Genomic DNA, 22,837 nt, shown 5'->3' on the forward strand with positions numbered 1-22,837 from the left:
CCGCCCCGCCGCCCCGCCAGGTCGGACCAAGGGGAGAATCCGGGTGTGAACGAACGACCTTGGCCCCTTGGCGCGGCCACCGCGATCGGTTCCCTGCCCGGTACCGATCCGGTCGAGGCCGCTTCGATCGTGTTCGGCGAACTGCCCGAATTCCCCTGTATGCCCGAGCTTCCCGCCCGCGGCGTCGGGGCCGACATGATCGGCCGCACGGCGGCGCTGCTGGTCGACCTCGCGGTCGAGGTGGTGCCGAGCGGTTACCGGGTCGCCGCCCGTCCCGGGCACGACCACCGCCGGGCCGTCGACCTGATGAACTGGGACCTCGACGCCGTCCAGGAGGCGCGGGAAAAGGCGGGCGCCGCGCCGCCCGCCTTCAAGATCCAGGTCGCCGGGCCGTGGACGCTCGCCGCGAACGTCGAGCTCCCGCGCGGGCACCGAATCCTCACCGACAAGGGCGCCCTGCGAGATTTCGCCGCGTCGCTGCTCGATGGGCTGGCCGGGCACGTCGCGGAACTGAAGTCGCGCATCGGCGCGCCGGTGGTGATCCAGTTCGACGAACCGTCGCTGCCGGAGGTCCTCGCCGGTGATCTCCCGACGGCGTCCGGCTACGGCACCGTTCCCGCCGTGCCCGCCCCGGAGGCACGCGAACTGCTGTCGACGGTGATCTCCGGGGCGGAGCGGATCACCGGTCAGCCGGTCGCGGTGCACTGCTGCGCCGAAAAGCCGCCGATCCCGTTGCTGCGCGCGGCGGGGGCACAGGCGATCGCCTTCGATTTCACCCTGCTGAAAGGCGCTTCGCCCGCGCAGCTGGACGAGATCGGCGAGGCGCTGGATTCCGGCACGACGCTGATGCTCGGACTCGTCCCCACGACCGACCCCGGGGTCCCGGTCGAGCTGCGCGAGGTGGTCACGCCCGTGTTCAAACTCGTCGACCGGCTGGGTTTCCGTCGCGAGATCCTCGCCGAACGGGTCGTGCCGACCCCTGCGTGCGGTCTGGCCGGCGCCACTCCCGACTGGATGCGCCGCGCGCTCACGCTCAGCCGGGAGGCGGGCAAGGCTTTCACCGAACCGCCTGAAGGCTGGTGAGCGGCGCGGTAGCGTGCCCGTCATGCGTTTGTTCCGCCGTTCCCGCAAAACCGAGGACGTTCCCGACCCCCGCACCGCCTGGCCGGAGCAGCCGGTCCCCGAGGACGCGGCCGCCGCGGCGGCGAAGTTCTGGGAGGCCTGGTTCGCGCTCCTCCCGGAGGTCAGCGCCGCCCTCGGCGATCGAGAACCGCATCGGGTGGAACACGACCTCTGCACCATCGTCGAGGCGCTGCACCCCCGGCTGCACTTCTCCCTCGATCGTGGGCACCGGGCGATCTACTCGCTGGTGCTGACCGGCCAGGAGGATCCGGAACTGCGCCCGTACACCGACGCGTGGAAGGCCGCGGCGCCGCCGGAGGACGCCATCTGGGAGTACCACGACTCCGTGCCGCCGGTGCCCGATCCGAGTGAGGTCACCGTCAACCTCGGCGAGACGCGGATCGCGCTCGCCGACGTCCGGGTGACCGCGAAGGTCGACGAATCAGCCGGACGGGTGGACGTGACCGTGTTCCATCCGCTGATCGACGAGCTCGCACCGGAGACCCGGACGACCATGACCTTCCTGCCGCTGGACGCCACGCTGGGTGAGCGGGTCGCGGCCGAGCGGCTGGGCAGGGTCGAGCTGGTGACCGAGGCCCAGGACGGGCAGCTGACCCTCCTGGAACTGCGAGAGGTGGTCGGCAGGCTGTCCGGAAATGTCGGTGCCTCCGACTAGAGTCACCCCCGTGAGCAGCGAACTTCCCGAGAATCCCGAGCCCGCGCAGGATGTCACCGACGTACCGGCCGACGTCCGTGAAAGGCATGCCGAACTGGCGGAGGAGATCCGCGGTCACCAGTTCCGGTACTACGTGCTGGATTCACCGATCGTGTCCGACGGCCAGTTCGACGAGCTGCTCAACGAACTTCAGGCCATCGAAGACGAGCACCCCGGGTTGGTGACGCCGGACTCGCCGACGCAGAACGTCGGCGGCACGTTCTCCACCGAGTTCGTCGCGCACGACCACCTCGAGCGCATGCTCAGCCTGGACAACGTCTTCGACACCGGCGAGTTCGAGACCTGGGTCGAGCGGGTCCAGAAGGAGATCGGCGCGACGAGGTACCTCGCCGAACTGAAGATCGACGGGCTCGCGATCAACCTGCTGTACGAGAACGGCCGGCTGACCCGGGCGCTGACCAGGGGCGACGGCCGCACCGGCGAGGACGTCACGCTCAACGTCCGCACGCTGGAGCAGGTGCCCGAGCGGCTGACGGGGACGGACGAGTTCCCGGTGCCCGCGCTGGTCGAAGTCCGTGGTGAGGTGTACTTCCGCGTCGAGGACTTCCTGGCGCTGAACGCGAAGATGGTCGAGGCGGGCAAGGATCCGTACGCGAACCCGCGCAACACCGCGGCCGGGTCGTTGCGGCAGAAGGATCCCAAGATCACGAAGTCCCGCAACCTGCGGCTGATCTGCCACGGTCTCGGCAAACGCGAGGGCTTCGAACCGAAGCGCCAGTCCGAGGCGTACGACGCCCTGGCCGCGTGGGGCCTGCCGGTCTCGCCGCACAGCAAGGTGCTCGGTTCGGGCAAGGAACTGCTGGACCACATCGAATACTGGGGCGAGCACCGCCACGACGCCGAGCACGAGATCGACGGCGTCGTCATCAAGGTCGACGAGGTCGCGCTGCAACGCCGTCTCGGCACGACCTCGCGGGCTCCGCGCTGGGCGATCGCGTACAAGTACCCGCCGGAAGAGGCGATCACGACCCTGCTGGACATCCAGGTCAACGTCGGCCGCACCGGGCGGGTCACCCCGTTCGCGGTGATGGAACCGGTGAAGGTGGCCGGGTCCACGGTGGCGATGGCGACGCTGCACAACCAGGAAGAGGTCAAACGCAAGGGCGTGCTGATCGGGGACAAGGTCGTCATCCGCAAGGCGGGCGACGTCATCCCCGAGGTGCTCGGCCCGGTCGCCGACGCGCGCACCGGCGAAGAGCGCGAGTTCGTGATGCCGTTGCGCTGCCCCAACTGCGACACCGAACTGGCGTACCAGAAGGAAGGCGACATCGACATCCGTTGCCCGAATTCGCGGTCCTGTCCGGCGCAGTTGCGTGAGCGGCTGTTCCATCTGGGCGGGCGGGGCGCGTTCGACATCGAGGTGCTCGGCTACGAGGCCGCGGTCGCGATCCTGGACGCCGGTGTCGTGCACGACGAAGGCGACATCTTCGAGCTGGACGAGGAAAAACTGCTCCAGGTGGAGCTGTTCCGCACCAAGGCGGGGGAGCTGTCGGCCAATGGGCGCAAGCTGCTGGACAACCTGGAAACAGTGAAGGACCGTCCACTGTGGAAGGTCATCGTCGGCCTGTCGATCCGGCACGTCGGCCCGACGGCGGCGCAGGCGCTCGCGCGGGAATTCGGCTCGCTGGAACGGATCGAGAACGCCTCGGAGGAAGAGCTCTCCAGCGTCGACGGTGTCGGCCCGACCATCGCGCGCGCGGCGAAGGAATGGTTCGAGGTCGACTGGCACCGCGAGATCGTCGAGAAGTGGCGCGCGGCGGGCGTGCGGATGGAGGAGGAGCGCGACGAGTCCATCCCGCGCAACCTCGAAGGCCTGTCGATCGTCGTCACCGGTTCGCTGAACGACTACTCCCGCGACGAGGCCAAGGAGTTCATCATGGCCCGCGGCGGGAAGGCGGCCGGTTCGGTGTCGAAGAAGACGGCGTTCGTCGTCGTCGGCGACGCGCCGGGCACGAAGTACGACAAGGCCGTCCAGCTGAAGGTGCCGGTACTAGACGAGAACGGGTTCCGCGTGCTGCTGGAAAGCGGCCCCGAGGCCGCGGCCGAGCTCGCGCTGCCGACCGAGGAGGGCGCCGGTGAGTGACCTGGAGATCCGGCCGGCCCGGCCCGATGAGCTGACTGAGGTCGGGCAGCTCACGCTGGCCGCGTACTCCGCGGAGCGGACCCTTGTCGACGGCGCCGGCTACGCCACCGAACTGCTCGACGCCGCCCGGCGGGCGGAGCTGGCCGAGCTCCTGGTCGCGGTGGACGGGGACGGCGCACTGGCCGGCACGGTCACCATCGCCCGGCCGGGGACCGAGTTCGCCGAGCTGTCCCACGAGGGCGAGCTGGAGTTCCGGATGCTCGCCGTGCGGCCCTCGGCGGCCGGACGCGGCATCGGCGAGGCGCTGACCAGGGCGGTCATCGCGCGGGCGCGGGAACTCGGCGTGGCGAGGGTGGTGCTGTGCAGCCTGGTCACGATGGAGCGGGCGCACCGGCTCTACGAGCGGCTCGGCTTCGTGCGGCTGCCCGAACGGGACTGGGAGCCGCATCCAGGCGTGACCCTGATCGCCTACGGCCTGGAGCTCACTTGACCCCCCGCATTTAGTCCTCTGGATGCGGTAGTTCGTAACGCCGACTACCGCATCCAGAGGACGAAACGCGGAAGTCAGCTGTCCAGTACGACGGCGACGATCCCCGCGAAGTGCGCCAAACGCGCCACCTCGGCGGCCCGGAAGTTCGGCCCGCCCGGCCGGGCGACCAGCAGCGCCTTCCCTGGCTTCCCCAGCGGCGTCGCCGCGAGTTCGGTCCCCAGTTCCTTCCACGTCTCCGGCACCCAGGCCTCCTCGGCGTCGAGGATGGTGGCGCGTTCCAGCGGCAGCCACGGCAGGTCGGTGATCGGCGTCTCGGGCGCGGCGTTGGACGACGCGAGCCGGATCGCGCCGGCCTCGGCGTGCTCGACGACGACCGCCCAACCCGCCCGGATGATCCGCGGCACCCCTTCGGCGAGGATCTCCAGCCCCGCGGCGGGCTTCGCGGCGATCTCCTCGACCAGTTCGAGCTCGCGATGGGTGTCCAGCACCCCGGCGTACGGGCGGACGGCGTCGACCTCGACCCCGTCGACGCTTTCGGCGGCGGTGATGAGCGCGTCCGGCAGCCTGCCGGACGGGATTTCGACGACGAGGTCGTCGACGGCGACACCACCGCCGCGTTCGACCACGTCCACGCTCAGGATGTCGGCGCCGACGGTGCCGAGCGCGGTGGCGACCGCGCCGAGGGTCCCCGGGGTGTCCGGTAATTGGACCCGGATCAGGAACGACACACGCGCCCCTCTCGCCTCAGGCGTCCCAGCCTCGCCGTGGAACGCGCTACGCCGGGCGCCGATTGTGACAGACCGGACGAGGTAATGGGGACCGACGTCCGGGGCGCGGGATAACGAACCAGGCACTCCTTACCCGACATGGGAGCGCAGGCCGCGGCATAACCCAGTCGAGTCCGCCGACGCCGCCACCATAGACTTGCAGCTTCCGACAGAACCCGCACAGCACACCCCGGGAGTCACCCGCGTGCCCAACATTTCCCGCGACGAGGTCGCACACCTCGCCAAGCTGGCCAGGCTTGCCGTCACCGAAGAGGAGCTGGACGTCTTCGCCGGCCAGCTCGACCAGATCCTGGACTCGGTGGCCAAGGTGAGCGAGGTCGCAGGCGAGGACGTCCCGCCCACGTCGCACGCCGTGCCGCTGACCAACGTGTTCCGTGAGGACACGGTCCGACCGGGGCTGACCCAGCAGCAGGCGCTGGCCGGTGCGCCGGCCAGCGAAGAGGGTCGTTTCCGGGTGCCGCGGATTCTGGGAGAAGAACAGTGACCGAACTCATCAAGCTGACCGCCGCCGAGCTGGCGGAGAAGATCCAGTCCCGTGAGGTCTCGGCCGTCGAGGTCACCCAGGCCCACCTGGACCGCATCGCCGAGGTCGACGACCACATCCACGCGTTCCTGCACGTCGACACCGAGGGCGCGCTCGACGCGGCCCGCGCGGTGGACGCCGACGTCGCCGAGGGCAACGCGCCGAAGTCGGCGCTCGCCGGTGTCCCGCTGGCGCTCAAGGACGTGCTGACCACCAAGGGCATCCCGACCACGGTCGGTTCGAAGACCCTGGAGAACTGGATCCCGCCGTACGACGCCACCGTGACGCGCAAGCTGCGCGAGGCCGGTGTCGTGGTGCTCGGCAAGACCAACATGGACGAGTTCGCGATGGGCTCCTCCACGGAGAACTCCGCGTTCGGCCCGACGCACAACCCGTGGGACCACGCTCGCATCCCCGGTGGTTCCGGCGGTGGCTCCTCGGCGTCCATCGCGGCGTTCGAGGCCGCGATCGCGATCGGCACCGACACCGGTGGTTCGATCCGCCAGCCCGGCGCGGTCACCGGCACCGTCGGCGTGAAGCCGACGTACGGCGGCGTCTCCCGCTACGGTCTCGTCGCCTTCTCGTCGTCGCTCGACCAGGCCGGTCCCTGCGCCCGGACGGTGCTCGACGCCGCGCTGCTGCACGAGGTCATCGCCGGGTACGACCCGATGGACTCGACCTCGATCGACGCGCCGGTCCCGCCGGTGGTCGCCGCGGCCCGTCAGGGCCTGACCGGTGACCTCAAGGGCGTCCGCGTCGGCGTGGTGAAGGAATTCGCCGGCGACGGCTACCAGCCGGGCGTGTTGCGGTCCTTCGAGGCCGCCGTCGAGCAGCTGCGCGCGCTCGGTGCCGAGGTCGTCGAGGTCTCGTGCCCGAACTTCACCTACGCGCTGCCCGCGTACTACCTGATCGCGCCGAGCGAGTGCTCGTCGAACCTCGCCCGGTTCGACGCCATGCGCTACGGCCTGCGCGTGTCCGACGACGGCGAGCACAGCGCCGAAGAGGTCATGTCGCTGACCCGCGAGAAGGGCTTCGGCCCCGAGGTCAAGCGCCGCATCATGCTCGGCACGTACGCGCTTTCCTCGGGCTACTACGACGCCTACTACGGCTCGGCGCAGAAGGTCCGCACGCTCATCACGCGCGACTTCGAAGCCGCCTACGAAAAGGTGGACGTGCTGGTCTCGCCGACCACGCCGACCACGGCGTTCAAGATCGGCGAGCGCGTCGACGACCCGATGGCGATGTACCTGGCGGACCTCTGCACCATCCCGTCGAACCTCGCCGGGAACGCCGCGATGAGTGTCCCGAGTGGACTGTCGCACGAGGACGGCCTGCCGGTCGGCCTCCAGATCATGGCCCCCGCGATGGCCGACGACCGGCTGTACCGCGTCGGTGCCGCGTACGAGGTCGCACGCGACGCCGCCAACGGTGGTTCGCTGGTGCACGAGGTTCCGGAGCTGGGAGGAAAGAAGTGACCGCCGTGGTTGAGTTGATGGACTACGCCGACGTCGTCGAGCGGTTCGACCCGGTGCTGGGCCTCGAGGTGCACGTCGAGCTGAACACGAACACCAAGATGTTCTGCGGCTGCGCCAACGAGTTCGGCGGCGAGCCGAACACCAAGGTGTGCCCGACCTGTCTCGGGATGCCCGGTTCGCTGCCGGTCGTGAACGGCAAGGCGGTCGAGGGCGCGATCCGCATCGGCCTCGCGCTCAACTGCGAGATCGCGGAATGGTGCCGGTTCGCCCGGAAGAACTACTTCTACCCGGACATGCCGAAGAACTTCCAGACCTCGCAGTACGACGAGCCGATCGCCTTCAACGGCTACCTCGACGTGACGCTGGACGACGGCGAGGTCGTCCGCGTCGAGATCGAGCGCGCGCACATGGAGGAGGACACCGGCAAGTCGCTGCACGTCGGCGGCGCCACCGGTCGTATCCATGGCGCCGAGCACTCGCTGCTCGACTACAACCGCGCCGGCGTGCCGCTGATCGAGATCGTCACCAAGACGATCGAGCACACCGGCGGCCGTGCCCCCGAGGTCGCCCGCGCGTACGTGAGCGCCCTGCGGGATCTGCTGCGCGCGCTGGACGTCTCCGACGTCCGCATGGACCAGGGTTCCCTGCGCTGCGACGCGAACGTCTCGCTGATGGCCAAGGACGCGACCGAGTTCGGCACGCGCACCGAGACCAAGAACGTCAACTCGCTGCGCAGCGTCGAGCGCGCCGTGCGCTACGAGATGACCCGCCAGGCGGCGATCCTCGCCGAGGGCGGCTCCATCAAGCAGGAGACGCGGCACTTCCAGGAGGCCGACGGCACCACGTCGCCGGGCCGCACCAAGGAGACCGCCGAGGACTACCGGTACTTCCCGGAGCCCGACCTGGTCCCGATCGCGCCGTCGCGCGAATGGGTCGAGGAGCTGCGCAAGACCCTCCCGGAGATGCCGTCGGAGCGCCGCAAGCGCATCCAGCGTGAGTGGAACCTGACCGACGAGGCGCTGCGCGACCTGCTCAACGTCGGCGCGGTCGACCTGGTCGCCGCCACCGTCGAGGCGGGCGCGACGCCGGACGAGGCCCGCAGCTGGTGGGTCAACACGCTGGCGCAAGAGGCCAACTCCCGCGAGATCGAGCTGGCCGAGCTGGCGATCACCCCGGCGCAGCTGGCCGAGGTCATCGCACTGGTCAATGCCGGCGAGCTGACCAACAAGCTGGCCAAGGAGGTCGTGCAGGGCGTGCTCGCCGGCGAGGGTTCGCCGTCCGAAGTCGTCGAGAAGCGCGGCCTGAAGGTCGTCTCCGACGACTCCGCGCTCATCGCGGCGGTCGACGAGGCGCTGGCCGCGCAGCCCGACGTCGCCGAGAAGATCCGCGGCGGCAAGGTGGCCGCGGCCGGGGCGATCGTCGGCGCGGTCATGAAGGCCACCAAGGGCCAGGCCGACGCCAAACGCGTACGCGAACTGATCGTCGAGCGAGTCGGTGCCTGATCTCGCTTTGAAGAAGGTCACCTGGCGTGAGTGGCTCGGCCTCGCGGCCGGGCTGCTCGCGCTGGTGGCCTTGTTCCTTCCGTGGACGACGCTGACCGCCTCGCGCCCGGAAATCGAGGACGTGCTGACGACGTTGCCCGCCGACGACGTCACGCGAGACGCCTGGCACGCGGGTTTCCTCGCCTGGGCGCCGCTCTTCCTCCTGTTCCTGCCCGGAGTGGCCGTCGTGCTGTTCGGCCGCGTCGACGCCGTCCGCCGCGCGGGCCTGCCGCATCTGTGGCTGATGGCGGCCATCGGCGCGCTGCTGCTGATGGTGCTCGGCTGGGCCACCCTCGACTGGCAGTTCGACGCCGATCAGCGCGGGATCTTCTCCGCCGCCGGTATCGAGATCGGGACCGGGCTCGGCCGCTACCTCGGCCTGCTCACCGCTGTCGTCTCCGCCGCCGTCGCGTTCTTCGACGTCCGCTTGCTCCGCGCCGAGACCCGTACCCGGCGCCCCTGAGCTCTCCTTCGCGTTTAGTCCTCTGGATGCGCGGGGATACCGTGGGAAAGCGCTTTCTTGGAGGAGTACATCGTGTTCCCGCTTCCCGGAGGCATCGGCCTCTCCCATCTGTGCGCCTATGAATGGGAGGCCGAGGACGGGGTGTGCGGCGGCAGCCCGCATCTGCACCTCGCCTGCACCGAGGCCTACGTCGTCACCGGCGGACGCGGCGCGGTGCAGACGCTCGACGTCGGCGGCTACCGGGAGACCGAACTCGAACCCGGTGTCGTCGCGTGGTTCGCCCCCGGCACGGTCCATCGGATGGTGCAGCGCGAAGACCTGCGGATCACCGTGCTGATGCAGAACAGCGGGCTGCCCGAAGCGGGCGACGCCGTCTTCACGTTCCCGCCGTCGATCCTCGCCGACCCGGCCGCGTACGCCGAGGCCGCCGCGATGCCGGAGGACGAAGACGCGGCCCGTCGTCGTCGTGATCTCGCGGTCGAGGGCTACCTCCCGATCCGGGAGGCGCTCGTCGCGGGAGATCCCGGCCCGCTGAGGGACTTCCACCGCGCGGCCGTCGCGCTGTCCGCGCCGAAGGTCGACGCCTGGATCCCGCGCTGGCGCGCCGGTGCGCTGGCCGCCGCCGAGTTGACCGGGGAACACCTGGAAGCGCTGGCGAACGGCGACGCGAGTCACCTCGAACGGTCCGGGATCATGGTCACCGGTCCGTCCGAAGTGGACGGTTACGGGATGTGCGGGCGGCGGACGGAATACCGCATGGACTCCTGAGCCCGCTCAGTCCTTGCCGCCCCCGCCGGAGCTGGCCGACGGCGTGATGATGACGACGCGGTCGTCGCTCGAAACCGGGGTGCCGCCGTCCTTGTTGACCGTCCCGGCGAGCGCGACCTGCGGATTGACCATGCTCATCGCGGACAGCCTGCCGAAGGTCTTCGGCGGCTTGCCGACCTTGCCGTCCATGAAGACGTTCGGCTTGCCGGTCACCGCGCCGTCCGGGGTGACCGGCAGGTTCTGCAGGTTGCCCGCGATCGACGTCGTGACCGTGAGATAGCCGGTGGCACCGACGAAGTCCGCGCAGCCCGCCACGCCGGGTTTGTCGGTCCAGCTCCAGGCCGGGGTGGTCAGCGGCTGGCCGCCGCGAAGCCGGTACAGGACGTCCTTGTCGGCCAGCCGGTCGGTCAGCCATAGGCGGGAGCCGGTCTGGTCGCGGCAGATCCCACCGGGGGAGTGCACGCCGGTCGAGAAGACCGCCGAACCCGGGGTGGGGTTGCCCGCCGCCGGTTTGCCCGACGTGTCGACGCGCAGCACCTTCCCGGCCAGTGACGCCGGATCGGCCGCGAGCCCGGGGTTGCCCGCGTCGCCGGTGGCGACCAGGAGCGCGCCCTTGGCATCGGTGCCGATCGCGCCGCGATTGCCGGTGGCGCCCTTGGGGATGCCGGTCAGCACCGGTTTCGGTGCCTGGCCCTTCGCCAGCCGGACGACCCGGTTGTCGGTCGGGGTGGTGATGTAGGCGAAGACGAGCTGGTCTTCGGCGAACCCGGGGGAGAGGGCCAGCGAGGTGAGGCCGCCGTCGCCGGAGCCGTCCACGGGGACGGTCGCCCAGTCGGCGGGGTCCTTCTCCGCGGCGGCGAGCAGGATGCGGCCGCTCTTGCGTTCGCCCGCGAGCGCGCTGGGCGCGGTGCCGTCACCGGGGATCGCGGCCACGGCGGCGACGGTGTCCAGGCAGGTCGCGATGACGGACTTGTCGAAGTCCTTGCAGCCCTGCGGCGGCGGGACCGGCGTCGGCGTCTGGTTCGGCCCGTTGCCACGGCCGGGGCCGGAGTCACCCGCTTCACCACCGGGCCCGACCTGCGGCGGGACCTCGGGCGACGGCGGGTTGACCGGGGTGAACTTCTGCCCGGCGGCGGTGTTGTCGAACTCGGCACAGCCGGAGAGCATCAGCGCGCCGCAGGCCAGCATGGCCAGCGGCGCGGTCCATTTCCGCCGGTACCGGGTACGCACAGGGGCAAGCCTAGGTGGGCGTACGTGAGCCACGGGTAAGAGCCTCTCGATACCGTGGTGATCATGACTGTGACCGTTCTCGTGCCCGACGAAGAGGGAGTGGCCGCGCTTTCGGAGATCGAGGGCGTGCGTCCGGTGGTGTACCGCCGCGGGGAGCCGGTGCCGGCCGAAGCAGCCGAGGCCGAGGTCCTCGTGACCGGTGACGGGCCCAGCGACGAACTCTGGCGCGAACTGCCGAACATCAAACTCGTGCAACTGCTGGCGGCGGGCGCCGAGGACTGGGTCGGCAAGGTGCCGGACGGCGTCCTGCTCTCGACCTGCCGCGGCGCGCACGGCGGAAGCTCGGCCGAGTGGGTCGTGGCGGTACTGCTGGCGATCTACCGCGGTCTCGACGATTTCGCCGAAGGACTGCGGCGGAAGCACTGGGAACGCCGGACCACCGACACCCTGCAGGGCAAGCGGGTCCTCATCATCGGCGCGGGCGACCTCGGCAGGCATCTGCGCCGACGGCTGGAGACGTTCGACGTGCGCTGCACGATGGTGGGCGCGAACGCCCGCGAAGGTGTCCACGGCACGGACGAACTGCCCGCCCTGCTGCCCGACCACGACGTCACGGTGCTCATGGTGCCGCTCACGCCGCACACGCGCGGCATGGTCGACGCGGAGTTCCTGGCCGCGATGCCGGACGACGCGATCCTCGTGAACGTCTCGCGGGGCCCGGTCGTGGTCACCGACGCGCTCGTCGCGGAACTCGCGTCGGGACGGCTGCGCGCCGCGCTCGACGTGACCGACCCGGAGCCGTTGCCCGACGGGCACCCGCTGTGGGACTGCCCGGGGCTGCTGCTGACACCGCACGTCGCGGGCTCCGTGAGCGGGAGACGGCAGCGCGCCTACGCGGTGGTGGTCCGGGAATTGAGCCACTATCTGGGTGGGGAGCTGCCGAAGAACCTGGTCCACGGCGAATACTGAGCATCGTGACGAATCTTCATGTCGGTTGCGCGATGTGGACGCACAAGGCGTGGGCCGGGCGGTTCGTCCCGAAGTCGCTGCCCGCGGGGGAGCGCCTTCGGGCGTATGCCGGCTGGTGCAACGCGGTCGAGGGCAACACCACCTTCTACGCGACCCCCGCCCGGGACACCGTCGCGGCGTGGGCGCGGCAGACCGGTCCCGGCTTCCGGTTCGTGGTCAAGCTGCCCAAGGTCGTCACGCACGAGCGACGGCTCGCCGGTGTCGAGACCGAGATGCGGGCGTTCCTGGACGCGGTCGACCCGCTCGGCGATCGGGCGGTCCTGTGGACACAGCTGCCCGGCTCGTTCGGCCCGCCGGACGCCGACGCCCTCGGCCGCTTCCTGCGCCGTCTGCCCGCCGGGCTCCGGCGTGCCGTCGAGGTGCGTCATCCGGCGTTCTACACCGACACCCACGCCACGTCGCTGCTGGAGCGGATCCTCGCCGACGCGGACGCCGAGTGGGTGCCGTTCGACACCACGGTCTTCTTCTCCAGCCCGCCGGTCAGCGAGGCCGAGCAGGACGCCTGGGCCAAGAAACCCCGGCTGCCCCGGCGGACGACGGCGCTGACCGACCGGCCGATCGTCCGCTACCTCGGCCGGGATTCCGCCGAGGAGACCGCGCGGGGATGGGAGCCGTGGACCGAGGTGGTCGCCGGGTGGCTGCGTGACGGCCGGTCGCCGACGGTCTTCGTGCACACCCCCGACAACGACGACGCCCCGGCGCTCGCCCGCCGGTTCCACGATGACGTGCGCTCCCTGGTGCCCGATCTCGCCCCGCTGCCCGAGCCCGAACCGGTCGAACCCGCGACCCTGTTCTGAGCCGGTCCGGCGGTTCGGTCGCCTGACGGGCCGGTTTCCCCTACCCTTCGCGCGTGAGCGATGACTACCAGACCAGCATGATCTCGGACGTGGCCGAGCCCGACAAGGGCCCGAGCCCGGTGGAGACCAGGGGCGGGATCGATCTCGGTCTGCTCGTCCTGCGAGTGGTGCTCGGCGTGACCATGGGCGCGCACGGGCTCCAGCATCTCTTCGGCGCTTTCGGCGGGCCCGGGGTCGGTGGCTTCGCCAAGGCACTCGGCGGCTTCGGGTACACCAGCCAGACCACGCTGCTTTCGTGGATCACCGGGATCAGCGAGGTGGTCGGCGGCGCGCTCGTGCTGGTGGGCCTGTTCACCCCGATCGGTGCCGCGGCGCTCCTCGGGGTCTGCGCGAACATCGTGTACGTCAAGTTCGGCGGCGGGTTCTTCCAGAAGCAGGGACAGGGTTTCGAGTTCGAACTCCTGCTGGCCGCGGCCTCGCTGACCGTGCTGCTCGCGGGCTCCGGTCGGATCGCGCTGGACGTCAACACGCCCTGGCGGAAGCGGCCGCTTTCGTTCGGACTGATCGGGCTGCTGCTCGCGGCCGCGGCCTCGGTCGTGGTGATCGTCCTCTGCCGCTGAGACTCGTGAAGGCCCCCTTCCCTCGGCTCAGCCGAGGGAAGGGGGCCTTCACGCGCTTTGCGGTTACTTGCTCGGGTCCCGGACGGCACCGGTGTCGGCCGACGTCGCCATCCGCGCGTAGGCCCGCAGCGCGGCGGTGACCTTCCGGTCCCGCGAGACCGGCTGCCACGGCCGCTCGCTCGCCTCCATCTTCGCGCGCCGCTCGGCGAGGACGTCCTCGTCGACGAGCAGTTCGAGGCGGCGTTCGTGGACGTCGAGCAGGATCCGGTCGCCGTTCTGGACCAGGCCGATCGTCCCGCCCGCGGCGGCCTCGGGCGAGATGTGCCCGACCGAGATGCCCGACGAGCCGCCGGAGAACCGGCCGTCGGTGATCAGCGCGCACTTCTTGCCCAGTCCCGAGCCCTTGAGGAACGCCGTCGGGTGCAGCATCTCCTGCATACCGGGGCCGCCTGCCGGGCCTTCGTAGCGGATCACCAGCACCTCACCGGGCTGGATCTCCTTCTTGAGGATGGCCGAAACCGCCTCCTCCTGGCTTTCCAGCACCCGGGCCGGACCCTCGAAGTGCCACAGTTCCTCGTCGATGCCCGCGGATTTGATGACGGCGCCGTTCTCGGCGAGGTTGCCGCGCAGGATCGCGAGCCCGCCGTCCTTGGTGTAGGCGTGCTCGACGTCGTGGATGCAGCCGTCGGCGGCGTCGGTGTCCAAAGAGGACCAGCGGTTCTCGGTGGAGAACGCCTCGGTGGTGCGGACTCCGCCCGGCGCCGCGTGGAACAGCTCGATCGCCCGCTCCGACGGTGCCTTCGCGCGGATGTCCCAAGTGGACAGCCACGACTCGAGATCCGGCGAGTGCACGGAGTGGACGTCGGTGTTCAGCAGCCCGCCGCGGTACAGCTCGCCGAGGATGGCCGGGATTCCGCCCGCGCGGTGGACGTCCTCCATGTGGTAGTCCGAGTTCGGCGCGACCTTCGACAGGCACGGCACGCGGCGGCCGATGGCGTCGATGTCGTCGATGGTGAAGTCGACCTCGCCCTCCTGCGCGGCGGCGAGGATGTGCAGCACCGTGTTGGTCGAACCGCCCATCGCCATGTCGAGGGCCATCGCGTTCTCGAACGCCTTCTTCGTCGCGATCGAGCGCGGAAGCGCGGACTCGTCGTCGTTCTCATACCAGCGCTTGCACAGTTCGACGACCGTGCGCCCGGCGTCCTCGAAGAGCGCCTTGCGGGCGGCGTGCGTGGCGAGGGTGGAACCGTTGCCCGGGAGGGAGAGCCCGAGGGCCTCGGTGAGGCAGTTCATCGAGTTCGCGGTGAACATGCCCGAGCACGAACCGCAGGTCGGGCAGGCCGAACGCTCCACAATGGACAGGCCATCTTCGTCGACCTCGCTGCTGGCCGACGCGGCGATCGCGGTGATCAGGTCGGTCGGCGCCTGCGCGACCCCGCCGACGACCACGGCCTTCCCGGCCTCCATCGGCCCGCCGGAGACGAAGACCACCGGGATGTTCAGCCGCATGGCGGCGTTCAGCATGCCCGGGGTGATCTTGTCGCAGTTGGAGATGCAGACCAGGGCGTCGGCCTGGTGCGCGTTCACCATGTACTCGACGGAGTCGGCGATGATCTCGCGCGAGGGCAGCGAGTAGAGCATTCCGCTGTGCCCCATGGCGATCCCGTCGTCGACGGCGATCGTGTGGAACTCGCGGGCGACCCCGCCCGCCTCCTTCACCGCGCCGGCCACGATGTCGCCGAGATCCTTGAGGTGCACGTGCCCCGGCACGAACTGGGTGTAGGAGTTCGCGATGGCGACGATCGGCTTGCCGAAGTCGCTGTCGGTCATTCCGGTGGCGCGCCAGAGCGAGCGGGCGCCCGCCGCGTTGCGGCCGTGGGTGGTGGTCCGGGAACGGAGTTGAGGCACGGCTGACTCCAAGGTTCGGGATGGGGACCAGGGCGAACGAGCGCCAAACTGGTCCTACCAATCCTACTCCCCGGAATCGTCGCTCTTTTCCGGAGCCTTGGCCACGTCGTCGGTCAGCCCGGAGGGATCGGCCATGTGGCCCGCGCTGACCAGCGAGATCACCGGCAGATGGCGGGTGCGCACGGCGGGGAGGGCGATCTTGGTCTCGTCCTTCAGTACGGCCTGCACCTTCGCCTTGTCGGTGATGGCGAGGCCCTTGAGCGACGTCCACGGCAGGTCGCGCCGCCCGAACATCGTGCGAACCTCCAAGCCCTTGGCCGTCGCCGTCGTGCGAGTCCGGATGACGAACACCGCCAGCGCGATCGGGAAGACGTAGAGCCACTGGAGATAAGGCACGTCGCCGAACGCGACAGGCGTCACACAAACGACGAGGAAAGCGATCGCCAGCAACGCCGTGTTCGGGATTTTGAAGACGGCCTTGGGGTCCTCGTTCGCCTGTTCCTGCTGCTTTTCTTCTGCCACGTCAAAGATGGTGCACCGCCGCCTCCCCGGCCCCGAACGCGGGTCGCGCGACGCACCGAAGGTGTCCAGCATGCGGAATCGCCGTCCCGCAGAGTTGACACTCTTGACGGCGACCGGCTAGCTTCACTCTCGTGACAACGCAGACCGGCCTCGTACTTCCCAAGCGCGTCGACGCTTAGGGAAGTCTCCGCTGCGTCGACGCGCGACCCTCGTGCGACCACTCCGGTCGGCGGGGGTTTTTTGTTGCCTGGAACAATTTCACTTGCCCGACCAGCCAATGAATACCCGAACGAGTGACTAGACAAGACGAGGCAAACAGCGATGACTAGTGCCACCTCGCGAGCTGAAGCGAACTCCGGTACCGCCGGAGCCCGACCCAAGCCGGCGCCGCCCGCCGGGACCCCGGTGCGGGTCACGGGCGCGCAGTCGCTCGTCCGTTCGCTCGAGGCGGTGGGCGCGGAGGTCGTGTTCGGTATTCCGGGCGGCACCATTCTCCCGGCGTACGACCCGCTGCTCGACTCGACGAAGGTCCGCCACGTCCTGGTCCGCCACGAGCAGGGCGCCGGCCACGCCGCCACCGGGTACGCGCAGGCCACCGGCAAGGTCGGTGTGTGCATGGCCACCTCGGGTCCCGGCGCGACCAACCTGGTCACCCCGCTGGCCGACGCGAACATGGACTCGGTCCCGGTGGTCGCCATCACCGGCCAGCAGACCCGCGCGCTGATCGGCACGGACGCCTTCCAGGAAGCCGACATCTGCGGCATCACGATGCCGATCACCAAGCACAACTTCCTGGTCACCGACCCGGCGGACATCCCGCGCACCATCGCGGAGGCCTTCCACCTCGCCTCGACCGGCCGCCCCGGCCCGGTCCTGGTGGACATCCCCAAGGACGTCCTGCAGGAGATGACCTCCTTCTCCTGGCCGACGGAGCTGCGGCTGCCGGGCTACCGGCCCACGCTGCGCCCGCACGGCAAGCAGGTCCGCGAGGCCGCCCGGCTGATCAGCAAGTCGCGTCGCCCGGTCCTCTACGTCGGCGGTGGCGTGATCAAGGCCGACGCCTCGCGCCAGCTGATGGAACTGGCCGAGCTGACCGGGATCCCCGTCGTCACCACGCTGATGGCGCGCGGCGCCTTCCCCGACTCGCACCCGCAGCATCTCGGCATGCCGGGGATGCACGGTTCGGTCGCCGCGGTCGCCGCGATGCAGCGGGCGGATCTGCTGATCGCCCTCGGCGCCCGCTTCGACGACCGTGTCACCGGGCAGCTGTCCTCGTTCGCGCCGGACGCCGCCATCGTGCACGCCGACATCGACCCGGCCGAGATCTCCAAGAACCGCAAGGCGGACGTGCCGATCGTCGGCGACTGCGCGGAGATCATCACCGAGCTGATCGAGGCCGTCCGTGCCGAGACCGACAAGTCCGCGAAGCCGGACCTGAAGGACTGGTGGACCCAGGCGAGCGCTTGGCGTGACGACTACCCGGCCGGTTACGAGTGGCCCGACGACGGGACGCTTTCCCCGCAGTACGTCATCGAGCGCATCGGTTCGCTCGTCGGCCCGGACGCGGTCTACACCGCGGGCGTCGGCCAGCACCAGATGTGGGCCGCGCAGTTCGTGAAGTACGAGAACCCGCGCACCTGGATCAACTCCGGCGGCCTCGGCACGATGGGCTTCGCCGTCCCCGCCGCGATGGGCGCCAAGTTCGGCATGCCGGACAAGCAGGTCTGGGCCATCGACGGTGACGGCTGTTTCCAGATGACGAACCAGGAACTGGCCACCTGCGCCATCGAAGGCGCGCCGATCAAGGTCGCCGTCATCAACAACGGCAACCTGGGCATGGTCCGCCAGTGGCAGAACCTCTTCTACTCCGAGCGGTACTCCAACACCGATCTCGGTACCCACAAGCACCGCATCCCCGACTTCACCCTCCTCGCGGAAGCGCTCGGCTGCGCCGGGCTCCGCTGTGAGACCAAGGAGGACGTCGACGCCACCATCCGGCGTGCCATGGAGATCAACGACCGCCCCGTCGTGATCGATTTCGTGGTGGGGAAGGATGCCCAGGTGTGGCCCATGGTGGCCGCGGGCACCGGTAACGACGAAATCATGGCCGTGCGCGGGATCCGCCCGCTCTTCGACGACGACGAGGTCGCCGCCGAGGCGGAGCTGAACGCCGCCACAGAAGGAGACGCCCGATGAGCGTGCACACCCTGAGCGTTCTGGTCGAGAACAAGCCCGGTGTCCTCGCGCGGGTTTCCGGACTGTTCTCCCGGCGTGGGTTCAACATCGAATCCCTCGCCGTCGGGCCCACGGAGAATCCCGAGGTGTCCCGGATGACGATCGTGGTCGCCGTTGAGGAGCTACCGCTCGAACAGGTGACCAAACAGCTCAACAAGCTGGTCAACGTCATCAAGATCGTGGAATTGGAAAAGTCCACAGCCGTGCAGCGTGAACTGCTGCTCGTGAAGGTCCGGGCCGACAACACCGTGCGCAGCCAGGTCCTCGAAACAGTGCAGTTGTTCCGCGCGAAGGTGGTGGACGTGTCGCCCGAGGCGCTCACCGTCGAAGCCACCGGCACCTCGGACAAGATCGGTGCCCTGCTGCGGATGCTGGAGCCCTATGGCATCCGCGAACTGGTCCAGTCCGGAATGGTCGCGGTCGGCCGGGGCGCCCGGTCCATCACCGCCACCTCCGCTCGATAACTTTTGTAAGTCAGGAAAGGAAGTAGTACCCCTCATGGCAGTGGAAATCTTTTACGACGACGACGCGGACCTTTCGATCATCCAGGGTCGCAAGGTCGCCGTGATCGGCTACGGCAGCCAGGGTCACGCGCACTCGCTGAGCCTGCGCGACTCCGGCGTCGATGTCCGCATCGGTCTGCCCGAGGGCTCGAAGTCGCGGGCCAAGGCCGAGGAGCAGGGTCTCCGCGTGCTCACCCCGGCCGAGGCCAGCGCCGAAGCCGACCTGATCATGATCCTCGCACCGGACACGAAGCAGCGCTTCATCTACGAGCAGGACATCGCGCCGAACCTCAAGGACGGCGACGCGCTGTTCTTCGGCCACGGCTTCAACATCCGCTACGACCTGATCAAGCCGCCGTCCAATGTGGACGTCGCCATGGTCGCGCCGAAGGGTCCTGGCCACCTCGTCCGCCGCCAGTTCGTCGACGGCAAGGGCGTCCCGGCGCTCATCGCGGTCGAGCAGGACGCCTCCGGCAACGCGCAGGCGCTCGCGCTCTCCTACGCGGCCGCCATCGGTGGCGCCCGCGCCGGTGTCATCAAGACGACCTTCACCGAGGAGACCGAGACCGACCTCTTCGGTGAGCAGGCCGTCCTCTGCGGTGGCGCCTCCGCGCTGGTGCAGACCGGTTTCGAGGTGCTCACCGAGGCCGGCTACGCCCCGGAGATCGCCTACTTCGAGGTGCTGCACGAGCTGAAGCTGATCGTCGACCTCATGTACGAGGGCGGCATCGCCCGTCAGCGCTACTCGATCTCCGACACCGCCGAGTACGGCGACCTGACCCGCGGCCCGCGCGTCATCTCGCCGGCGGTCAAGGAAGAGATGAAGAAGATCCTCGGCGAGATCCAGGACGGCACCTTCGCCCGCGAATGGGTCGCTGAGGACGAGGCCGGACGGCCGAACTTCACCAAGCTCGAGGAGCAGGGCAACCAGCACCCGATCGAGGAGACCGGCAAGAAGCTCCGCGACCTGATGTCGTGGGTGGACCGGCCGATCACCGAGACCGCCTAGTTGTCACCACGAAGGGGCCCTTCAGCGCGAAGGGCCCCTTCGTTTTGCGTATCGGAAAGCGATAGCGTTGGCACCATGAGTGAGCAGCCGGTGGACGACAAGGCCCAGGTCAGGCCCGATCTGGACCTGAGCGACGCGGTGTGGATCCGGGCGGAACCGGAAGGCGCGAACCTCGCAGACCGCGCCGAGTACGCGCTGGTCCCGCATACCGACGGCGTCACCTATACCGCGATGCGCCAGGCGTCGGATCCGGACGGTCACATCCTCGTGTTCACCCCGACGGAATGGGACGCCTTCGTGAAAGGCGTGCGGGACGGCGAATTCGACCTTCCCGCCTGAACCCGGATCAGTAGGGCAGGACGTACGCGTGGCTCATGTCGGAGTCGTGCGTGGTGGTCGAGCCTTCCGAGTCGGTGAGTCCGGTGGCCGTTCCCTGGATGCCTGCCGCTTCGCCGCTCAGCCACTCGGCCTTGACGTAGGCGTTGAACCGGGGGACGCAGCCCGGTGCCTTGCTCACGGTGAAGTCCGCTTTGTTGAGCGGCACGTATTTGTGGTGCACCCAGTACGGCACCTCATGCGTGACCTGGATGCTGCTGTCGCTCTTGCAGAGTGTGCCGTCCGCCTTCCACTGGTTGACGAAAAGCGTGAACTTCACCTGCGTGGACTTGTATTTGTCGCAGGTGATGCCCCGTAGGCAGACCTGCAGCTCGACGTCGCCCACCACATTGAGGCCTTGCACGGTCGAGGGGAGGGTGAAGTGGTCGAGCGAGGGCTCCCACACCTTCGGGGAACCGGTGTGGAGACCACGGACTCCCGTGCTCACGCTGGACTGCACCGGTTGCCCGTCGGTGGCGTTGGTGACCGAGGTGTCGGCGAACGTGAGGTACCCGCTGACCAAGCGGTAGGTGGCGTCACTGGTCGGGCTGAGGGAGTTGCCCCGCACGTTCGCGGTGCAGGTGACCGTGCCCGCGACGCCGGGGTGGACGAGGAAGCGGGTGTAGAGCGTCACGTCCTGGTTGGGGGAGCCCGAGTTCGTGTCGTAGACGTTCTGCCCGATCACCATGTTCTTGCTCCAGCCGCCCGGGCCCCGGCAGACGATTTCGTTGTCGAAGAGGCTGCGGATGGTGGCGTCGTTGACCCGCATCTTCGAGACCACGTACGCGGTCTGCGTGGCGGTCATGTCCAGCGAAACGGTGCCCACGGGAGTGACGCTGTGCACGACACCCGACTCCGGGAGCTTGGGGACCGAGATCGTTTGCGGGGTGAAGGTGACGAATGTCGCCGCTTGCGCGGGGGTGGCGGCCAGGAGGCAGGCGATCAGTGCGAAAACCGCTGCCGTGGCCAAGGAACGGACGTTCAAGTGGACCCTCCTTATCGGTGCTTCTCGGTGCGGATCCGATCGGTCAGCTGTTCGGCGGCTTTCCCGGGTAGGGGCCGTCGCATTCGCTGACGCCGCGATAGCAGTAGAAGTGTTGGAGGCCTTCGGCGGGGTTTCCGGTGGTCATCCAGACACGGGCTCTGGTGGCCCCGCCGACGACGTCCGCGTCGAGGGGGAGGGATGCTTGCCCGGATCTGTCACACCAGGTGCTGGAATTCTGGGTGTCCAGATAGGTGGTGCCCGCCCAGGCGTCCGCGTAGATACGACGGCATCCGCTGGCTTTGAACGCTCCGTCGACGCCGACCGACCGGTTGTACCAGGTGACCTTGCCGATGTAGTAACTCGCGCCGACCTCGATCCGGAACGTACTGGTGGGGTAGGCGGCGGCGGTGGCCGGTGTCGCCGCGAAGACCAGCCCGCCCGCCGACGCGACCGCGGCGACGGCCGCACCGACCTTCCTCATGCGACTCTTCGCTTTCGTCGATCTCACCATGACGATCACTCCCAGGTTCGTTTTGTCCGGCGACACCACTCAACCCCGCGTGGCTGTCGCACCGGAAAGGATTCGAGCCCGTTCAAATCCGTCGCGAAGACTGCTACCGTCGACGTGGTGCTCACGTTGCGTGTCGACGCCGACACGGTGTCCAGGACACGGTTTTCCCCTTCCCCCGCAGCGGAATCCCTGGCGTGGCTGAAACTCGCCGCCGCCTCGGGGCGGCACCCGGTGTTCGGCGACCCCGGACCACTCGCCCGCGCGTCACTCGCCCATCCGGACGTCGCCCTGCTCGCGGACCTGTTGCCGCGCGACGGCGACACCTACACGCCCGATCTGCTCACCCCGCAGCCGGGCACGGACACGCAGGGCCGCGACCTGCTCGACGCACAGATCGCCCAGATCGAGGCGGCCGCGCAGGACGACCTCGAAAGCCAGGTCTTCCACTACACCCGGACCCACTGGAGCAGGCCACTGGACACCGAGACCCGCCGGGTCGCCGAATCGGGACGGATGCAGCGACGGCTCGCCAACGGCCTCGCCCGGTTCTGGCGGGACACCCTCGCCGATGGTTGGCCCGACCTGCGCTCGATCCTCGATCAGGACATCGCCCACCGCGCGACGGGCATCGCCACCCACGGCATCGGCCGGACGCTCGGAACGCTCCACCCCGACATCGCCTGGTCCGGCGACGCGGTCACCATCGAGAAGACGTGGGACGGCGAGGTCGACGGCACCGGCCGGGACCTGGTCCTCGCCCCCGGAGTGCTCAACTGGCCCGACGTCATCATCCAGGTCGACACCCCCGGCCAGCTCGTCCTCTACTACCCCGCCCAGCGGGTCGGCACCGGCCGGGACCGCAGGTCCGGAAACCTCGCGCAAGTGGTCGGCAACGCCCGAGCGGCCATACTGGCGGACCTCGAAACCGCCCGGTCCACGGCGGAACTCGCCGCCCGGCTCGGATACAGCCCCGGCACCGTCTCCTACCACCTCGGCGCGCTGCACCGCGCCCGTCTCGTCACCAAGGTGAGAGACGGGCGCTACGTGCTGTACCAGCGGACCGCGCGGGCGGCAGGTCTGCTGGAAGCCCGCGATTAGCCTGTCGGCCTGAGATGTCCACAGCC

General features: G+C 69.3%; 23 protein-coding genes. 17 read left to right on the top strand and 6 right to left on the bottom strand.

The window, feature by feature from the left end; all coding sequences use genetic code 11:
- The first annotated feature begins 45 nt into the window (after positions 1–45).
- Genes BLW75_RS33700 through BLW75_RS33715 form a run of 4 tightly spaced genes read left to right on the top strand, consistent with a single transcriptional unit; the run spans position 46 to position 4,431 of the window.
- Positions 46–1,083, top strand: coding sequence for a methionine synthase (locus BLW75_RS33700; RefSeq protein ID WP_034315746.1), 1,038 nt, complete (start codon positions 46–48; stop codon positions 1,081–1,083).
- A gap of 22 nt (positions 1,084–1,105) precedes the next feature.
- On the top strand, positions 1,106–1,798 hold the full coding sequence (locus BLW75_RS33705; RefSeq protein ID WP_034315744.1) for a hypothetical protein: 693 nt from the start codon (positions 1,106–1,108) through the stop codon (positions 1,796–1,798).
- 10 nt (positions 1,799–1,808) lie between these two features.
- A complete protein-coding gene (gene ligA / locus BLW75_RS33710; RefSeq protein ID WP_034315741.1) occupies positions 1,809–3,941 on the top strand; it encodes an NAD-dependent DNA ligase LigA in 2,133 nt (710 codons plus the stop codon).
- A complete protein-coding gene (locus BLW75_RS33715; protein ID WP_034315737.1) occupies positions 3,934–4,431 on the top strand; it encodes a GNAT family N-acetyltransferase in 498 nt (165 codons plus the stop codon). Before ligA ends, BLW75_RS33715 begins: the two co-directional genes overlap by 8 nt.
- Positions 4,432–4,505: 74 nt before the next feature.
- On the opposite strand, the gene BLW75_RS33720 is transcribed toward BLW75_RS33715, so the two are convergent.
- On the bottom strand, positions 4,506–5,159 hold the full coding sequence (locus BLW75_RS33720) for an ACT domain-containing protein (protein ID WP_034315734.1): 654 nt from the start codon (positions 5,157–5,159) through the stop codon (positions 4,506–4,508).
- A 244-nt stretch (positions 5,160–5,403) separates the two neighbouring features.
- Here BLW75_RS33720 and gatC point away from each other — a divergent pair, with 244 nt between their 5' ends.
- The 5 genes from gatC to BLW75_RS33745 all read left to right on the top strand — a co-directional run bounded on the left by gatC (position 5,404) and on the right by BLW75_RS33745 (position 9,989).
- On the top strand, positions 5,404–5,703 hold the full coding sequence (gene gatC / locus BLW75_RS33725) for an Asp-tRNA(Asn)/Glu-tRNA(Gln) amidotransferase subunit GatC (protein ID WP_005162012.1): 300 nt from the start codon (positions 5,404–5,406) through the stop codon (positions 5,701–5,703).
- Positions 5,700–7,217 carry an Asp-tRNA(Asn)/Glu-tRNA(Gln) amidotransferase subunit GatA gene (gatA, locus tag BLW75_RS33730; protein ID WP_034315731.1) on the top strand — a complete coding sequence of 506 codons (1,518 nt, stop codon included), beginning with the start codon at positions 5,700–5,702 and terminating at the stop codon, positions 7,215–7,217. The genes gatC and gatA overlap by 4 nt, the downstream gene beginning before the upstream one ends.
- Positions 7,214–8,719, top strand: a complete 1,506-nt coding sequence (gene gatB / locus BLW75_RS33735; protein ID WP_034315729.1) for an Asp-tRNA(Asn)/Glu-tRNA(Gln) amidotransferase subunit GatB — start codon at positions 7,214–7,216, stop codon at positions 8,717–8,719. Before gatA ends, gatB begins: the two co-directional genes overlap by 4 nt.
- The gene (locus BLW75_RS33740; RefSeq protein ID WP_034315728.1) at positions 8,712–9,221 is read left to right on the top strand and encodes a hypothetical protein; all 510 of its coding nucleotides are present in this window, start codon (positions 8,712–8,714) and stop codon (positions 9,219–9,221) included. Before gatB ends, BLW75_RS33740 begins: the two co-directional genes overlap by 8 nt.
- 72 nt (positions 9,222–9,293) lie before the next feature.
- Positions 9,294–9,989, top strand: a complete 696-nt coding sequence (locus BLW75_RS33745) for a cupin domain-containing protein (protein WP_034315907.1) — start codon at positions 9,294–9,296, stop codon at positions 9,987–9,989.
- Between the two features lie 6 nt (positions 9,990–9,995).
- Here the strand turns inward: BLW75_RS33745 and BLW75_RS33750 are convergent, their stop codons facing one another.
- Complete coding sequence (locus BLW75_RS33750) at positions 9,996–11,219, bottom strand: PQQ-dependent sugar dehydrogenase (RefSeq protein ID WP_034315726.1); 1,224 nt, start codon at positions 11,217–11,219, stop codon at positions 9,996–9,998.
- Between the two features lie 63 nt (positions 11,220–11,282).
- Between BLW75_RS33750 and BLW75_RS33755 the strand changes: the two genes are divergently transcribed.
- From BLW75_RS33755 to BLW75_RS33765, 3 genes are all read left to right on the top strand, one after another.
- Positions 11,283–12,188 carry a 2-hydroxyacid dehydrogenase gene (locus BLW75_RS33755; protein ID WP_034315904.1) on the top strand — a complete coding sequence of 302 codons (906 nt, stop codon included), beginning with the start codon at positions 11,283–11,285 and terminating at the stop codon, positions 12,186–12,188.
- A gap of 32 nt (positions 12,189–12,220) precedes the next feature.
- Positions 12,221–13,045 carry a DUF72 domain-containing protein gene (locus BLW75_RS33760; protein ID WP_034315721.1) on the top strand — a complete coding sequence of 275 codons (825 nt, stop codon included), beginning with the start codon at positions 12,221–12,223 and terminating at the stop codon, positions 13,043–13,045.
- A 77-nt stretch (positions 13,046–13,122) separates the two neighbouring features.
- Positions 13,123–13,665: a DoxX family protein gene (locus BLW75_RS33765; protein ID WP_034315901.1), complete on the top strand. Its 543-nt coding sequence runs from the start codon at positions 13,123–13,125 to the stop codon at positions 13,663–13,665.
- 63 nt (positions 13,666–13,728) lie between these two features.
- Here BLW75_RS33765 and ilvD read toward each other — a convergent pair whose 3' ends face one another.
- Both ilvD and BLW75_RS33775 read right to left on the bottom strand, forming a co-directional pair.
- The gene (ilvD, locus tag BLW75_RS33770; protein ID WP_034315718.1) at positions 13,729–15,573 is read right to left on the bottom strand and encodes a dihydroxy-acid dehydratase; all 1,845 of its coding nucleotides are present in this window, start codon (positions 15,571–15,573) and stop codon (positions 13,729–13,731) included.
- Positions 15,574–15,636: 63 nt separating this feature from the next.
- Positions 15,637–16,095, bottom strand: coding sequence for a PH domain-containing protein (locus tag BLW75_RS33775; protein ID WP_034315898.1), 459 nt, complete (start codon positions 16,093–16,095; stop codon positions 15,637–15,639).
- Between the two features lie 321 nt (positions 16,096–16,416).
- Between BLW75_RS33775 and BLW75_RS33780 the strand changes: the two genes are divergently transcribed.
- From BLW75_RS33780 to BLW75_RS33795, 4 genes are all read left to right on the top strand, one after another.
- Positions 16,417–18,291 carry an acetolactate synthase large subunit gene (locus BLW75_RS33780; protein ID WP_034315715.1) on the top strand — a complete coding sequence of 625 codons (1,875 nt, stop codon included), beginning with the start codon at positions 16,417–16,419 and terminating at the stop codon, positions 18,289–18,291.
- The gene (gene ilvN, locus BLW75_RS33785) at positions 18,288–18,794 is read left to right on the top strand and encodes an acetolactate synthase small subunit (RefSeq protein ID WP_034315713.1); all 507 of its coding nucleotides are present in this window, start codon (positions 18,288–18,290) and stop codon (positions 18,792–18,794) included. Before BLW75_RS33780 ends, ilvN begins: the two co-directional genes overlap by 4 nt.
- A gap of 34 nt (positions 18,795–18,828) precedes the next feature.
- The gene (gene ilvC / locus BLW75_RS33790; RefSeq protein ID WP_016336537.1) at positions 18,829–19,842 is read left to right on the top strand and encodes a ketol-acid reductoisomerase; all 1,014 of its coding nucleotides are present in this window, start codon (positions 18,829–18,831) and stop codon (positions 19,840–19,842) included.
- Positions 19,843–19,917: 75 nt separating this feature from the next.
- Entirely contained in the window at positions 19,918–20,181 is a 264-nt protein-coding gene (locus tag BLW75_RS33795) for a DUF397 domain-containing protein (RefSeq protein ID WP_034315710.1), read from the top strand.
- A gap of 7 nt (positions 20,182–20,188) precedes the next feature.
- On the opposite strand, the gene BLW75_RS33800 is transcribed toward BLW75_RS33795, so the two are convergent.
- Both BLW75_RS33800 and BLW75_RS33805 read right to left on the bottom strand, forming a co-directional pair.
- Positions 20,189–21,202: a hypothetical protein gene (locus BLW75_RS33800; protein ID WP_034315707.1), complete on the bottom strand. Its 1,014-nt coding sequence runs from the start codon at positions 21,200–21,202 to the stop codon at positions 20,189–20,191.
- A 43-nt stretch (positions 21,203–21,245) separates the two neighbouring features.
- The gene (locus tag BLW75_RS33805; protein WP_103746178.1) at positions 21,246–21,683 is read right to left on the bottom strand and encodes a hypothetical protein; all 438 of its coding nucleotides are present in this window, start codon (positions 21,681–21,683) and stop codon (positions 21,246–21,248) included.
- Positions 21,684–21,830: 147 nt separating this feature from the next.
- On the opposite strand from BLW75_RS33805, the gene BLW75_RS33810 reads away from it, so the two are divergent.
- On the top strand, positions 21,831–22,811 hold the full coding sequence (locus tag BLW75_RS33810; protein ID WP_034315892.1) for an ArsR/SmtB family transcription factor: 981 nt from the start codon (positions 21,831–21,833) through the stop codon (positions 22,809–22,811).
- Positions 22,812–22,837: the final 26 nt, after the last annotated feature.

This window comes from Amycolatopsis lurida (assembly GCF_900105055.1).
GTDB lineage: Bacteria > Actinomycetota > Actinomycetes > Mycobacteriales > Pseudonocardiaceae > Amycolatopsis > Amycolatopsis lurida.

What these genes read in the sequence shown, in the direction of transcription:
- BLW75_RS33705 (WP_034315744.1), top strand. Translation starts at nt 1,106, where the DNA reads ATGCGTTTGTTCCGCCGTTCCCGCAAAACCGAGGACGTTCCCGACCCC.
- BLW75_RS33755 (WP_034315904.1), top strand. Translation starts at nt 11,283, where the DNA reads ATGACTGTGACCGTTCTCGTGCCCGACGAAGAGGGAGTGGCCGCGCTT.
- BLW75_RS33760 (WP_034315721.1), top strand. Translation starts at nt 12,221, where the DNA reads ATGTGGACGCACAAGGCGTGGGCCGGGCGGTTCGTCCCGAAGTCGCTG.
- BLW75_RS33765 (WP_034315901.1), top strand. Translation starts at nt 13,123, where the DNA reads ATGATCTCGGACGTGGCCGAGCCCGACAAGGGCCCGAGCCCGGTGGAG.
- BLW75_RS33780 (WP_034315715.1), top strand. Translation starts at nt 16,417, where the DNA reads ATGACTAGTGCCACCTCGCGAGCTGAAGCGAACTCCGGTACCGCCGGA.
- ilvN (WP_034315713.1), top strand. Translation starts at nt 18,288, where the DNA reads ATGAGCGTGCACACCCTGAGCGTTCTGGTCGAGAACAAGCCCGGTGTC.
- ilvC (WP_016336537.1), top strand. Translation starts at nt 18,829, where the DNA reads ATGGCAGTGGAAATCTTTTACGACGACGACGCGGACCTTTCGATCATC.
- BLW75_RS33795 (WP_034315710.1), top strand. Translation starts at nt 19,918, where the DNA reads ATGAGTGAGCAGCCGGTGGACGACAAGGCCCAGGTCAGGCCCGATCTG.
- BLW75_RS33805 (WP_103746178.1), bottom strand. Translation starts at nt 21,683, where the DNA reads ATGAGGAAGGTCGGTGCGGCCGTCGCCGCGGTCGCGTCGGCGGGCGGG.